12 protein-coding genes are annotated in these 14,278 nt (G+C 58.8%); 5 read left to right on the top strand and 7 right to left on the bottom strand.

The genetic code is table 11. The features are described 5' to 3' along the window. Nucleotides 1-27: 27 nt before the first annotated feature. The 3 genes from ACTQ3R_RS00545 to ACTQ3R_RS00535 form a co-directional block, all read right to left on the bottom strand. Nucleotides 28-1,014, bottom strand: coding sequence for a helix-turn-helix transcriptional regulator (locus ACTQ3R_RS00545; RefSeq protein WP_441777637.1), 987 nt, complete (start codon nt 1,012-1,014; stop codon nt 28-30). A 64-nt stretch (nt 1,015-1,078) separates the two neighbouring features. After that, complete coding sequence (locus ACTQ3R_RS00540; protein WP_441777638.1) at nt 1,079-1,411, bottom strand: arsenate reductase family protein; 333 nt, start codon at nt 1,409-1,411, stop codon at nt 1,079-1,081. Next, complete coding sequence (locus ACTQ3R_RS00535) at nt 1,408-1,626, bottom strand: DUF1653 domain-containing protein (RefSeq protein WP_441777639.1); 219 nt, start codon at nt 1,624-1,626, stop codon at nt 1,408-1,410. The genes ACTQ3R_RS00540 and ACTQ3R_RS00535 overlap by 4 nt, the downstream gene beginning before the upstream one ends. 152 nt (nt 1,627-1,778) lie before the next feature. Here ACTQ3R_RS00535 and ACTQ3R_RS00530 point away from each other — a divergent pair, with 152 nt between their 5' ends. Both ACTQ3R_RS00530 and ACTQ3R_RS00525 read left to right on the top strand, forming a co-directional pair. Further along, on the top strand, nt 1,779-4,139 hold the full coding sequence (locus ACTQ3R_RS00530) for a sugar phosphate nucleotidyltransferase (RefSeq protein ID WP_441777640.1): 2,361 nt from the start codon (nt 1,779-1,781) through the stop codon (nt 4,137-4,139). A gap of 380 nt (nt 4,140-4,519) precedes the next feature. Then, nucleotides 4,520-6,178, top strand: a complete 1,659-nt coding sequence (locus ACTQ3R_RS00525; protein ID WP_441777641.1) for a ribonuclease J — start codon at nt 4,520-4,522, stop codon at nt 6,176-6,178. 123 nt (nt 6,179-6,301) lie between these two features. Here ACTQ3R_RS00525 and ilvD read toward each other — a convergent pair whose 3' ends face one another. Continuing rightward, nucleotides 6,302-7,963 carry a dihydroxy-acid dehydratase gene (gene ilvD, locus ACTQ3R_RS00520; protein WP_441777642.1) on the bottom strand — a complete coding sequence of 554 codons (1,662 nt, stop codon included), beginning with the start codon at nt 7,961-7,963 and terminating at the stop codon, nt 6,302-6,304. A gap of 102 nt (nt 7,964-8,065) precedes the next feature. On the opposite strand from ilvD, the gene ACTQ3R_RS00515 reads away from it, so the two are divergent. From ACTQ3R_RS00515 to ACTQ3R_RS00505, 3 genes are all read left to right on the top strand, one after another. After that, on the top strand, nt 8,066-8,740 hold the full coding sequence (locus ACTQ3R_RS00515; RefSeq protein ID WP_441777643.1) for a FadR/GntR family transcriptional regulator: 675 nt from the start codon (nt 8,066-8,068) through the stop codon (nt 8,738-8,740). Nucleotides 8,741-8,850: 110 nt separating this feature from the next. Further along, on the top strand, nt 8,851-9,141 hold the full coding sequence (locus ACTQ3R_RS00510) for a zinc ribbon domain-containing protein (protein WP_441777644.1): 291 nt from the start codon (nt 8,851-8,853) through the stop codon (nt 9,139-9,141). Continuing rightward, nucleotides 9,138-9,503, top strand: coding sequence for a DUF2085 domain-containing protein (locus ACTQ3R_RS00505; protein ID WP_441777645.1), 366 nt, complete (start codon nt 9,138-9,140; stop codon nt 9,501-9,503). The genes ACTQ3R_RS00510 and ACTQ3R_RS00505 overlap by 4 nt, the downstream gene beginning before the upstream one ends. A gap of 211 nt (nt 9,504-9,714) precedes the next feature. Here the strand turns inward: ACTQ3R_RS00505 and ACTQ3R_RS00500 are convergent, their stop codons facing one another. The 3 genes from ACTQ3R_RS00500 to ACTQ3R_RS00490 all read right to left on the bottom strand — a co-directional run bounded on the left by ACTQ3R_RS00500 (nt 9,715) and on the right by ACTQ3R_RS00490 (nt 13,843). Next, nucleotides 9,715-11,766: an alkyl/aryl-sulfatase gene (locus ACTQ3R_RS00500; protein ID WP_441777646.1), complete on the bottom strand. Its 2,052-nt coding sequence runs from the start codon at nt 11,764-11,766 to the stop codon at nt 9,715-9,717. Between the two features lie 15 nt (nt 11,767-11,781). Continuing rightward, the gene (locus ACTQ3R_RS00495) at nt 11,782-13,164 is read right to left on the bottom strand and encodes a DUF1254 domain-containing protein (protein ID WP_441777647.1); all 1,383 of its coding nucleotides are present in this window, start codon (nt 13,162-13,164) and stop codon (nt 11,782-11,784) included. 103 nt (nt 13,165-13,267) lie between these two features. Next, nucleotides 13,268-13,843, bottom strand: a complete 576-nt coding sequence (locus ACTQ3R_RS00490; protein ID WP_441777648.1) for a TetR/AcrR family transcriptional regulator — start codon at nt 13,841-13,843, stop codon at nt 13,268-13,270. Between the last annotated feature and the right edge of the window lie 435 nt (nt 13,844-14,278).

Raw genomic sequence — 14,278 nt, 5'->3', positions numbered from 1 at the left:
GATTTCTTCGGAATTCGGGGGCGGAGGCTAAGAGAGAAGCTCCAGGGCGGCGGAGAGCTTTTGCCGGTAGGCGTTGACCGCCTCTTTGGGGGCGGTGATGGTGAGGCTCCCGTCCAGACCCATGAGCCAGCCGAAAAACTGAGGACTGATGACCACAGGGAGGGTAACGGTGAAGTATTCCTCCCCATCGGGGACCAGGATGACATCCTGGCCAAACCGGTCCCACACAAGGCCCGCTTTATCCCGGCGGCCCCGGAGGGTGACCTTCCACTCCGGACCGCTGTACATGCCGAAGTGTTTTTGGCCGTACTGGGCAAGCTGAAAGTCCGGGTACTGGTCCTTGCCCTCCCGGTTCAGGCAGGTAACGGCGATCTCGGTCATTTTGTCCACCCGGTAGTGGCGCATGTCCCGGTTGGCGTGGTCAAAGGCCACCAGATAGTAGTTTTCACTGTTCCAGATGAGCCCATAGGGGGAGACCACATAGCGCTTTCCCTCCCGGCGAAAGACCTTCTGCCGGGTGATGTCATAGTCAAAATATTTAAAGGTGATGGCCCTTTGGGCGGCAATGGCGGTGTGGAGCTTGTCCACATTATAATAGATGCTCTCGTTCATGACCTTGATCCGCCCGGAGACATAGACCTGGCGCTGAAGCTGGCCCGCCTGATGGATGCTGGCCAGGGACTCCAGCTTGCGGATGAGCGCGTCACTCTTTTTCTGGGTGATGAAGCGGGAGGACTGGACTGCGTCCATGAGAAGTTTTACCTCGGGGAGCTCAAAGTCCCGGCTGCCGATGAACCAACCGGGGGTTTTGCCCTTCCGGCACTGCACATCCAGGCCGAACAGCCGCAAAGCCTCCAGGTCGTCATAGATGCTCTTGCGTTCGGCCTTGATGTCCTCCCGTGCCAGGGCCTCAATGATCTGGGCCACGGTAAGGGGGTGATCCTCGTCCGTCTGCCGAAGGAGCATGCGGGCCAGGTGGAGCAGCTTTGTTTTTTGGTTGGAGCTTTTTGCCATAAAACCTTCCTCCTTTTCCCATTTCCTTCAGCTTAGCAGGAGAGCTGTCCCATAAACTGTACTTTTATTTCCAGTCCGCCCAGACCTCCGGGCAGTAGCCCACGGTGGCCTGCTTTCCGTTGCGGACGATGGGGGTGCGCAGAAGGGTGGGGTCCTCATAGAGCTTTTCCAGCTTTGCCTGGTCCCCAGCCAGGTAGGAGAGAAGAACGGCGTCGGGGTGGCCGGGGTCGATGAGGTTATCCAGCCCCACCGCGTTTTTTACGCTGGTGAGCTCTCCCAGGCTCATGCCGTATTTTTTCACATCCACCGCCTGAAACTTGATCCGGCGCTCTTTAAACCAGCGCTCGGCTTTTTTGGTGTCAAAGCACTTGTTTTTTCCGAAAATCTGAATGTTCATACCGTTTCCTCCACCAGAACAAACCGGGGGCCGGAATAACCGTCACGCTGCACATGCTCGCTCCACATAGCGGCCGGGCGGACCCACAGGCCGCCTTCGCCGTACAGGGCCCGGTAGACCACCATAGGTTCCTGCGTTTCCGAGTGGAGGGCCGTGCCCAGCACCTCATATTCTCCGCCCTTAAAGTGGCGGTAGCGTCCGGGACGGATGTCCATAACCATTCCTCCTGAGGCAGTTCTGCACTGTTTTTTGATCAAAGTTGAGAAAAGTATACCATAGTTTGTCCTTCGGAACAAGTGACGCGGCGGGAATGAAGGACCATGTCCGGTGCCATACTATTGAAAAATCAGAAAGGATGGACAACGGCGTGAAGGCAGTGATTATGGCGGGCGGAGAGGGTACGCGGCTTCGGCCTCTGTCCCTGGGCAGACCAAAACCCATGACCCCGCTGTTTGGCAGGCCCGTGATGGAACACATCATCCATCTGCTTCGGGAGCAGGGGATTTGTGAGATCTGCGTGACCCTCTGCTACCAACCCCAGGTGGTGATGGACTACTTTGGAAGCGGAGAGCAGCTGGGGGTACAACTGACGTATTTTGTGGAGGAGAAGCCCCTGGGCACGGCGGGGAGTGTGAAAAACTGCGCCGAGTATCTGGGCAAGGAAGATTTTTTGGTCATCGGCGGGGACTGTGTATGTGATTTGAAGCTGTCCCAGGCGGTGGAGGCCCACCGGAAGAAGGGGGCCCAGGCCACGTTGGTGCTGTACCACCATGAAACGCCTCTGGAATATGGACTGGTGGTCACGGGGCAGGACGGTATGGTGGAGCGGTTTGTGGAAAAGCCCGGCTGGGGGCAGGTGGTCACCGACCAGATCAACACCGGGATCTATATCCTTTCTCCGGAGGTTTTAAACCGAATTCCGGAGGGGAAACCGTGGGATTTCGGCAAGGACCTCTTTCCCGCCATGCTCCGGGAGGGAAAGACCATTGCAGGCTGTCCGCTGGAGGGCTATTGGTGCGACATGGGGGACTGCGGTGCCTATCTGGACTGCGTCCGTGCCGTTTTAGACGGCAAAGCAGGGCTGGAGCTGGGGCTGACCCGGCGGGGTGACCACCTCTGGGCCGCCCAGCCGGTCCCTGCTGGAGTGACGGTGGAGGGCCCCTGCTGGATTGGAGCGGGAGTCAAGCTGGGAACTGGGGCGGTGATCGGCCCCTATACCGTGCTGAGCGACGGAGTCGAAGTAGGGGCCCAGGCCGTGGTCCGGCAAAGCGTGCTGCTGGAGGGAGCCAGTGCCGGAGAGCAGTCTTCCCTTCAAGGGGCGCTGCTGTGCCAAAATGCGGCGGTCCAAAAGCGGGCAGTGCTTCATCAGGGGGCGGTGCTGGGAGAAAACGCCCTGGTGGAGGAGGACGGTGAGCTGTTGGAGCGGGTGCGCCTGTGGCCGGGGCAGTGTGCCCCCGCCGGCTGCCGGCTGGCCCACTCGGTGACCGGGGGTTGCCAAAAGGGAACGCTGCGCTTTGGAGACAGCGGTGTGATCCAGGGCGTGCTGGGGGAGGACCTGGGTCCCGAGGCCCTGGTGACCCTGGGGGGGATCCTGGGGTCAGAGGGAAAGGTGGGCGTGGGCTGCTCCCGTACTCCGGGGGCCCGCATGCTGGCACGGGCGGCAGTAGCGGGAGTGGCCGCCGTGGGCGGCGATGTGGTGACCCACAGCCTGGACAGCCCCGTACAGGGGGCAGGAGCGGGGGTGCTGCTGAAGCTGCCCATTTCGCTGTTTGTGGAGGAGCAGGAGGGCAAGGTCTATCTCCATGTGTTTGACTGCTCCGGCTTACCCCTCACACGGGATGGGGAGCGGAAGATTGAGCAGGCCCTGCTGCGGGAGGAGCTGCATCTGGTGCGCAGCGGCCGGGTGGGGCGCCTGACCCCCAGTGCGCTGACCCCCCAGGAGTGGGGACTGTGGACGGCCCGGCAGGCAGGTCTGCGCCGCCCTGCCCTGCGGCGGCTCACTGTGGCGGTGGGACGGGAGACGGCGGAGGACCGGGCACTGTGTGAGGCGCTGTCTGCCCTGGGGTGTATTCTGGAGGAACAGTGGCGGCCGGGAATTGTGGCCTTTCACGCAGAAAAGGGAGGCTTTCGCCTGAGTGCCCAGGACGAAAAGGGGGCCTTTGTGGACAGTGGACAGCTGCTGACCTTGGCCGCTCTCATTGAGATGGAAAACGGCGCAGGGACGGCGGCGGTACCGGCGGGAGCCAGTGCCGCGGTGGAGCTGGTAGCTGCCGGGTATGGGGGGAAGGTGCTCCGCCTGGACCGGGATGGCGCCCAGGCCCGAGCGCTGTACGCCGCACAGCCCTGGTTCCGGGAGGCCCCGGCGGCAGCGGTGCGCATCTGTTCCCGGATGGGAGTGTCCGGGCAGAAGCTGGAGAGCCTGGTGGCCAAAACCCCCCGCTTTTCCGCCTGGCGGCGGGAAGTTCCCCTTACCTCCGACCGGGGAAGGGTCATGCAGGCCCTGGCCAGAGAACAGAGCCGCCGCTCCGATGGAGACGGGCTCCGGGTGCGTGCAGGCGGGGGCTGGGTGTACCTCACTCCCATGGCCCGGCGCTCCGCTTTGCGGATTCTGGCGGAGGGACCGGATTTGGAACTGGCTGCCGAACTGTGCGACCTGTATGCGGGGCGTGCAGCGGAACTGGACCGGGAAATTTCTGAGCAATGTGCCCAAGAGGGAGACAAGAAGTGACACATTTGTTCTCGAGAAAGCGATAGTATACTTTTGCGGGAAAGTGTGGTATACTAAACTAACAATGATTGGTTTATACGCGAAGGGGCCGGGCAGAAGGCCCGCCCCCGCGTTTAAATATTTTCCGGGCACCAGAACCGTAGAGAACAGGCGGGGACGGACCTGGGCACAAGAGGACAGAGAACACCAGGGCGAAGGGGGCAGCCGCTCCATCCGGCGAGGCAGGGCCGGGAGGGAGGGCAGTCCTTCGTCTTGCCGCTGTGCGATCGGCACAGCGCTTTTGTCATGGGTTTTTCTGTCCAAGTACATCAAAAGGTCCCGGCCGCAAAAACTGCGAGCCAGCGGACAAGGATTGTGAAATGGAAAAATAAGGAGTTATTATGGCAGAAAAACTGAAAATTATCTCTCTGGGCGGTCTCAATGAGATCGGCAAGAACCTCACGGTTTACGAGTACGGCAACGACATTGTGGTGGTAGACTGCGGCATGGGCTTCCCCGATGATGACATGTACGGCATCGACGTGGTCATCCCCGATGTGACCTATCTCATCAAGAACCAGCAGAAGATCCGGGGCATCTTTATTACCCACGGCCATGAGGACCACATCGGGGCCCTGCCCTATGTGCTGCGCTCCATCAAGGCCCCCATCTATGCCACCCGCATGAGCGCGGGGCTCATCAAGCTGAAGCTGGAGGAGCACCGCCTGCTGGACAAGACCAAGCTCATCACCTGTGAGGCCGGAGACGTGGTGAAGGCGGGGCGGTTCTCCGTGGAGTTTATCCATGTGAACCACTCCATTGCCGACGCGGTGGCCTTTGCCATCAAGTGCCCGGCGGGCACCTGCGTGCATACCGGCGACTTTAAGATCGACACCACCCCCATTCAGGGCGGTATGATGGACCTGGCAAGGCTGGGAGAGCTGGGCAAGGAGGGGGTTCTGGCCCTGCTGGCCGACTCCACCAATGTGGAGCGCCCTGGCTATACCCGCAGCGAGCGCAGCGTAGGGGCCTCCTTCGATGCCCTGTTCCGGGGCTGTGAGGAGCGCATCATTGTCACCACCTTCGCTTCCAACGTAGACCGGATCCAGCAGATCATCGATGTGGCCGCCCGGTATGGGCGGAAGGTGGCCGTCACCGGCCGGAGCATGGAGAACGCCATGAAGGTGTCCTCTGAGCTGGGCTATATGAACATCCCCAACGGGATTTTGATGGACTTAAACCACATCCGCTCCCTGCCGAAGAACCGGGTGTGTATCATCACCACCGGAAGCCAGGGAGAGACCATGTCCGCCCTGACCCGGATGGCCTTCAATACCCACCGGCAGGTGGACCTGCTCCCCGGCGACCGGGTGATCATCTCCGCCAGTGCCATTCCCGGCAATGAGAACGCCATCGGCAACGTGATCAACGAGCTCTACCGCCGGGGTGTGGAGGTGATGAACGAGCGGGAGCGGGCCCTCCACGTGTCCGGCCACGCCTGCCAGGAGGAGCTGAAGATCGTCCACGCCCTGGTCAAGCCCAAGTTTTTTATCCCCGTCCACGGGGAACAGCGTATGCTCCAGATCCATGGCAAGCTGGCCCAGGAGATGGGGATGCACCCCAATAACATCATCATCAGCGACATCGGCAAGGTGATCGAGTTCTCCCCCAAGGGGGCCAAGATCACCGGCTCGGTCACCGCCGGCCAGGTCTTTGTGGATGGCTACGGTGTGGGCGACGTGGGCAGCGTGGTTCTCCGGGACCGGCGGCACCTGGCCCAGGACGGTGTCATCGTGGTGGTGCTCTCCATGTCCGGAGAGGACGGGAGCCTGGTGTCCGGTCCGGACATCATCACCCGCGGCTTTGTGTATGTGAAGGAGTCCGAGGGACTGATGGAGGAGCTGCGCCAGGTGGCTATGGAGGCCATTGAGAGCGTGGATGTGCGCTACGCCACCGACTGGTCGGCCATCAAGAGCGCCATTAAGGGCGATCTGTCCGGCTACCTCTATAAAAAGACCAAGCGCTCCCCCATGATCCTGCCGGTGATCATGGAGGTTTAAGAAAAAGAGAAGCCCCTGCCTTTGAGAGGGATCAAAGGCAGGGGCTTGTTTATGTCCTCATGCTGCCTGGGATATTGGCACAGAGGAAAGAAGAGAGAGGGGGCGTATGAAAAAGTGCGGCGCTTATTCCAAAATGGCGCCCTTGTCAGCGGAGGAGACCAGCTTGGCGTACCGGGCCAGATAGCCGGTTTTGATCTTGGGCTCGGGGCAGACCCACCGGGCCTTACGGTCAGCCAAAACGGCCTCGTCCACGTTCAGTGTGATAGAGTGGTTGGGAATGTCAATGGCGATGAGGTCGCCCTCCTCCACCAGGCCGATGGGGCCGCCGGAGGCCGCCTCCGGGGAGACGTGGCCGATGGAGGCACCGCGGGTGGCGCCGGAGAAGCGGCCGTCGGTAATCAGGGCCACGTCCTTGTCCAGGCCCATGCCTGCAATGGCGGAGGTGGGGTTGAGCATCTCCCGCATGCCGGGGCCGCCCTTGGGGCCCTCGTAGCGGATGACCACCACGTCGCCGGCCACGATCTTGCCGGCATAGATGGCCTCGATGGCCTCATCCTCAGAGTTGAAGACCCGTGCGGGGCCCTGGTGGACCATCATCTCGGGAGCCACGGCAGACTGCTTTACTACACAGCCGTTGGGGGCCAGGTTGCCTTTCAGAACGGCGATGCCGCCGGTCTTGGAGTAGGGATTGTCAATGGGACGGATGATCTCCGGGTTGCGGTTCACCGCCCCAGCCAGGTTTTCTGCCACCGTCTTGCCGGTACAGGTCATGAGGCTGGTGTCCAGCAGGCCGGCCTTGGCAAGCTCGGCCATGACGGCGTACACGCCGCCCGCCCGGTCCAGATCCTCCATGTAGGTGTCCCCGGCGGGGGCCAGGTGGCACAGGTTGGGGGTCTTTTCCGAGATTTCGTTGGCCATATCAAAGGAGAGCTCGATGCCGCACTCGTGGGCAATGGCGGGCAGGTGGAGCATGGTGTTGGTGGAGCAGCCCAGGGCCATGTCAATGGTCTCGGCGTTGTGGAAGGCGGCCTGGGTCATAATGTCCCGTGGGCGGATGTCCTTTTCCACCAGCTCCATGATTTTCATACCCGCGTGCTTGGCCAGGCGCAGCCGGGCGGAGTAGACAGCGGGGATGGTGCCGTTGCCGGGAAGGCCCATGCCAATGGCCTCGGTGAGGCAGTTCATGGAATTGGCGGTGTACATGCCCGAACAGGAGCCGCAGGTGGGGCAGGCGTTCTGCTCATATTCCTCCACGCCCGCCTCGTCCAGCTTGCCGGCGTAGTAGGCACCCACCGCCTCAAACATGTGGCTGAGGCAGGTGCGCCGGCCGTTATTCAGGGTGCCGGCCATCATGGGGCCGCCGGAGACAAAGATGGTGGGGATGTTCACCCGTGCGGCGGCCATGAGCAGACCGGGGACGTTCTTGTCGCAGTTGGGGATCATCACCAGGCCGTCAAACTGGTGGGCCATGGCCATGGCTTCCGTGGAGTCGGCAATGAGGTCGCGGGTGACCAGGGAATACTTCATACCCACGTGGCCCATGGCAATGCCATCACACACGGCGATGGCGGGAAACTCCACGGGAGTGCCGCCGGCGGCGCGGATGCCGGCCTTGACCGCCTGGGCAATCTTGTCCAGGCTCATGTGGCCGGGGACAATTTCGTTGTAGGAGCATACCACGCCAATGAGAGGGCGCTCCAGTTCCTCCTTGGTGTAGCCCAGGGCATAGAGCAGGGAGCGGTTGGGGGCCGCGGGGACGCCTTTTTTTACAACATCCGAACGCATGGGGATGACCTCCTGAAACTAGTAAGAGTTGTCTGATTACTCTTGAAATGTCTGACCTTATGCTATATCATAATATTACAAATGTCAAGGGGGAGAAGACCCATGCGGGGAAATTTATCCCGCCAGACGGCGGAAACATTGTATCGGATCATCGTGGCCGAGGGACGGGTAGGCCCTGGGGACAAGCTGCCCAACGAGCTGGAGCTGTCCCGAGAACTGGGTGTGAGCCGGGCTACCCTCCGGGAGGCTATTCAGGCCCTGACTATGCAGGGGGTGCTGGAGGTCCACCGGGGCCGGGGGACCTTTGTCTCCCGGCAGGTGGGGGAGTTGGAGGACTTTGGTTTTCGCACCCTGGACGGGGTGCGGGGAAAGCTGCGGGATCTGTTTGAGCTCCGTGCTATGTTCGAACCTGGGGTAGCGGCCCTGGCCTGTGCTCGGGCCAGCCGGGAGGAGCTGACGGAGATCCTGTCTCTGGGAAAGGATGTGGAGGACTGCATCCGTTCCGGTCGGGACCGGACCCAGGCCGACCGGGACTTTCACGCCGCCATCGTCCGGGCCACCCATAACGAGTTTATGATGCGTCTGCTGCCCATCATCGGCCAGGCGGTGGAGACGGCCATTGTCTCCGGAGAGCACGGGGATAAGCTGGCCCAGGATACTCTGCGGGATCACGCCCTGCTGATGGAATTTTTTGAAAAGCGGGACCCGGCCGGGGCGGAGCACGCCATGGCCATCCATATGCTCCACGCTATGGAGGAAATGGGCTTGGAGAAATAGTCGAAGGCGGTGGGATTTTTTCCTACCGCCTTGCTTTTTTTCCGTTGTCCGTTTATACTTAGTTTAGAAAACGGCGTGTCCTTCCAGGCACGTTTTTATGGAGGTTATCTATGGCTTACTGTAAACGATGTGGAGCTCCCATCAGCGATCAGGCAATGGTCTGCCCCTCCTGCGGCGAGCCGCAGTACTCGGTGCCTCCGGTTCAGGACAATGGAGGCCTCGGATGGGGCCTGCTGGGCTGCTGTATCCCCGTTGCCGGACTGGTGCTGTACCTGGTGTGGAAGGATCAGAAACCGAAAACGGCTAAGGCGGCGGGCATCGGCGCACTGGTGGCGGTGGGCTTGTCCGCGTTCTGGTACTTCGTTGCTCTGGTTGGCGGAATCAGCTTTGCCCTGTTTTGAGGGCCTGGCTTTATAAGTGGCTGCCCATTGTATTCGGGTGCCATGGTCTGGACAGCCGGAGCTTTCATTACAAGGGACAAAAATTTCCCCTGTGCGCCCGGTGTACCGGAGAACTCTTAGGGATTTTTGCGGCTTTGGGCAGCGTTGCCTTTGTCCGCCCGCCCCTCTGGGGACTGTTGGTGCTGATGGTGCCTATGGTGCTGGATGGGGGAATTCAGATGTTCACCTCCTATGAGAGCGGAAATATCCGGCGGCTCATCACCGGTACGCTCTTTGGCTTTGCGCTGACGGATGTGTTTTTGCTCTCCACCGCGGCGGTTTTTCGCTATGGCATGGTGCTGGGAGAGCGGATGGCTGCATAAAAAACACCCGGAAAACCTTTGGCTTAACAGTGATAAGGAAGTAATTCTAATTTTTACTGTTGGCTGACAGATTCGGGTGTGCAGGGCAACCGTAAGGCTGCAAAAGCTGTCTGTTTCCAACAGAAACAGACAGCTTTTGATTTACGTTGAAAGCATCTTGCTGTTTTCTCTCGAGCGTGGCGGTCTTCCCACTGACCGCCACGCAAAGCCGTTACGGCTCGATGATGTTGAAGGGGTTGGCTCCGGTGATCAGGAACTGGTTCATATTCTCCATCATCAGCGTCAGCAGCTCTGCGCTGCCCTCGACCTTGACGGCCTTTGCAACCGTTTCCTGATTATTGGTCAGGATCGCAAACAGCGCATTCTTCGGGCAGGTAATAGACACGTCCGCATCATCAGACAATGTATCCGCATAGACCAGCAGCACACCATTCTTCACGCGGAGCATGTGCTGTTCGCCCACGTCAGGCAGGATCACGTTCATGGTGAAATCGCGGTCAGCCAGCGCCTGCTTGTCCATGACAATGGCCATGTAGTCAAACAGCATAGGCGCGGAGAGGGCCTTGACCATGTCGCCGGTAGATTTGGTGGAAGCGGTGAAATTGGCGTTTCCATGGCGCAGCTCCTGCGCGGCGGTCAGATATTCGTTGCGCCACGGACCGGACTCCGCCTGATACCCCAGCTGCTCCAGTGCATCGGCGCACAGAAGCCGCGCGTCGGTGTTTGTCGGGTCGGCAAAGACGATGGTGTTTGTGACCTCTGCGACCCACTGATATTCACCCTTGTCAAAATCCGCCTTTGCCATTTGCAGGACCTTGTCAACATCCCCCAGGTACTCCACCCATTTTTTTGCGCTGTCGCTTGGCATGAGGGGGTTCAGGTTGACAGGGTTGCTGTCATACCAGCCCATGAACTTCTGGTAGACCGCCTTGGCGTTGTGGGCGACCGTCCCGTAGTACTGGCGGGTGTACCAGATTTTATTGAGCGCCTCCGGCAGCTCGATCATGTTGGAGATCTCATCGCTGGTGTAGCCCTGATTGATATAGGTCAGAGTCTGGTCGTTGATGAACTTATACACGGCAGCCGTGTTGACCATGTAGTCGTTCACCACGTTGTTTCCCCAGTGCGGCCAGTTGTGGGACTGGAAGGTGACCTCCGCGTCCTTGCCGTAAAGGGAAATGGCCTCGGTGATATAGCTTGCCCATGCCGCGCCGTCGCGCACCTCCGCGCCGCGCAGCGTGTAGAGATTGTGGAGCGTGCCGGTGCAGTTTTCCGCCATCCAAAGCGCCTTGTACTGGGGCAGCCACGTGTTCATTTCGGCGGGCGCTTCCGTACCCGGCGTGAGCTGGAACTCCAGCTCCACACCGTCGATCGTCAGCTTTTCGCCGGACTGCATGATTTCATAGCTGGGCGTCATGAACGAGACCGTTCCGGTGGACTGTCCCATGCCGATGCCCTGCGCCAGCTTGCCGGTCACGCCGGGGGTCAGAAGGACGCCATACTGATAATTGCTGCGGCGGCCCATACCCTTACCGGCGTAGACATTTTCCTTCACGGAGTGCTCCGTGAAGCCCACAGGCGTGATCACGGGGATTTTGCCGCTGGCGAGCTGATCTTCAATAGAAAGTGTCTCGTCTGCCTTATCCTCTTTCGCCATCACGCCGGCGATGCCGCCAAAATGGTCGGCGTGGGAATGAGAGATGATGACGGCCTTGACCGGGAATTTACCAAGATTCTTTTCGATTAGCTGCATGGCAGCCTGACTGCACTCCACGCTCATCAGCGTGTCAAAGACGATCCAGCCGGTATCACCCTTGACAACGGTGAGATTTGCCATGTCATAGCCGCGGACCTGATAGATGCCATCCGTCACTTCAAAAAGACCATAGGCATGGTTGTTCTTCGTGTTCTCCCAGAGGCTGGGATTTACGCTGTCAGGCGCTTTTTCATAATCGTCCAGGAACGCATAGGCTTCCTGACTCCAGAGGATCGTCCCATTCTCGTCCTTCAGTTCCAGTGTTTCCGGCGCGTCGATCAGTCCACGGGTGGCGAATTCATATTCCTGCTTATCATCGAAGTCAAGTTCATCGTAGACGGCGGCATTTGCCTTTACCGTAAAGTCTGTGGCGGGCTTGACCTCGGTGGTCAGACCCAGGTCTGCCTTTTCCGCGCCCGGCTCTTTGCGCCCATCCTGCGCACAGCCGACGCAGGACAGCAATAGTACCGATGTAAGAAGCATTGCTGCAATACGTTTCATAGCCATTCTTTTTCCATCTCCTTATTGTTCGCGGATAACAGGTGGCTGCCAGCTATCCAGTGCTGTCATATCCGGTACATAGATCCGCATGAACAGATGAAATTCCCCGTCGGAAACAGGCAGCCAGTTAGAGGTGTCTTCCGGTGCATCCTTGGACAGGATAATATCCAATGTGCCGTCCGCATTCAGCTTGAAGTCGGAGCGGTCGTTGATGCAGTAGCGGTCGATGGAATTGTCAATGAGGAAATCATCTTCTCCGTAGGCGGTCACGGACCAGAAGCCGCCCTCCAGCGTGGGAGGAAGGGTTTCAAAGTGGAGCGTATACTTCTTTTCTCCGGTCAGCGCTGCGCCGGTCTCATCCACCGCTGTCTTGGGATAGATCGCCACGTCCACGGTGTTGGCGCCAAGCCCCACCAGCGCTACCATCGCGCGGTAGGTATACTCCGTGCCGAAGTCGCCGATGGGCTTGCCGTAATAGATCCACTGACCGAGTTTCTGCGCATACTTCGCGCCGTCGGCGGCAAGCGTGGCGCGAAGCCCCTGAAGCATCTGCGTCCAGCGCTCGGCAGCTCCTTCGCCCAGGAGGGCGGCGTCGAAGGTCTTGCCCGCGCCCACGTTGATGGCGGAGAGTTTCTTCAGCAGTTCCTCATCCGCATCGGCGGGCGGGTTGACCTGCATCAGAGCGTTCGCCGTATTGAAAAACTCTGCTGGCGTCATGGAAAGCACCTTGTTCACGGGAACAAAGTCATTTTCCTTTTTATAAGCTCCCTGCGGTGCGGCATACTCGCCTCCCTGTACATAAGCCGAAAGCGGCAGGAGCTGCATCTGCTCCTGAATGGCACAGACATTGGGCAGATCCTCGTTCCCGGACAGCACCGTGCGGGTGATCGACCACACCGTTGCGGTGGGCACGTCCACGCGCGTCACACCGTCGGGCAGCTCGCCCTCCCAGCCGGGAAGCGCGATGGCATAAGCACCCGCCTTGTCCAGCACGGCGGCAGTGTTCGTCCATGCATCCAGCAACTGTATGTTGCAGAAGCGATCCGCTTCCGGCAGAACGAAGATCATAGGCTCTTCACTGATGTCAAGCCACGCCTGAGAGTAGACGGTATCGACGTTCGGCGTCACAACGGTGCGGAAAGAGGCATCCGCCAGCTTTTGTGCATGGTTGAACTGATTGATGGGCGCACGGCCAGTCATGGTCCCGTCCGTATTGGTCGATAATGTTTTGGTTGCGTCGGTCAGCACCAGCGGGAACGCATAGATGTATGCCTCGCTGACCGTTTCCCACACGGTTTCAGTATCCAATGTATCCGGCTGCGTTTTTTCGGCAGAGCAGGCGGAAAGAAGCCCGCAGGAAAGCAGCGTAAGCAGCGATAGTAGAATTGCAAGTACCTTTTTCATGTTGTCCTCCTATGATTCTCTTCTGTTTTTGGTCATCTTCACGGAACGGTTTGTGCGTATGGATTGACTATGAAGTCGTTTGTGATTTTCTCTTTATGGTAAACTATCGATTATTCCGCCCCTTTCTTTCTGCAAGCCTTGAAAGCTCTTTTTTGACCGCTTCGATTTGTGGGTCAAACAGCGCTCGCTCGGCAAAGATCATATAATTGTTGATGGCGAGGATCGACAGATGAACGAACGGCGCAACATCTTCGTCGGTGCAGCCGAGGATCTCCGCAATCCTCCCCGTGTAATAAGGGTATCTTGCGGCAAGCCGCACAAGGGAAGGCTTTATCTTTTCTCCGTATTCGCGCGACACACATACGCTGACCAGAAAGCGCATGGTAGGCGACATTTTATCCGCCAGCTCACCGAGATGATCCATCATGCTTTTGATGTCACGAATATCTTCAAACACGATGGCAAACGCAGCTTTTTCAATTCGACTGATCGCTTCCTCGGCGCAGGCAAGAACGATTTCCTCTTTGGTGGAGAAGTAATAGTAGATGCCGCCGTTTTGCAGCTTTGCCGCCTTGCAGAGATCTTTCGTGGTGGCAACGGTCAGCCCCTTTTCGACAAAGCAGCCAAGGCAGGCGTCTACAAGCTCCTGTCTCTTTTCAGCTTTCTTTTCTTCCCTCAAAACACATCCCCCATTTCTGTGCATTATCCAGTGTTTCTTATAATAGCATATCAGACTCCGCAAAATAAATCAAGCGATTGCTTGAATAATAATTATAAATTTTTAGGATCACATTGCTTGATCAAACATCACAACAACCTCACTTGGCGGCTTTGCCTCCGGTAAGCTCTGTCTTGCAGGATTGATTCGCAATTTTGTAAGAAGCAAATTGGCAGAAAGGCTCCGGCGCTTTTGGAACCGGAACCTTTCTTGAGACTTACTTTGCAAGCACAACGGAAATTTTGATCTCCTTTTCCGCCTCGCTCAGGTCGAACGCGCTGCCGTCTGCGACGCTCACACGCAGCTCATACAGTGTGCCGTCGGACAGGGTATCCACGGCAGCGCCTGCCTCATCCGTGATCGACCAGAGCGCGTTGTCAACCTCCGCCAGCTTTC

This window comes from Lawsonibacter sp. LCP25S3_E2, assembly GCF_052117285.1.
Lineage (GTDB): Bacteria > Bacillota > Clostridia > Oscillospirales > Oscillospiraceae > Lawsonibacter.
Note: the sequence above shows the minus strand (reverse complement) of the source record. Positions and strands in the feature narration are given on the sequence as shown.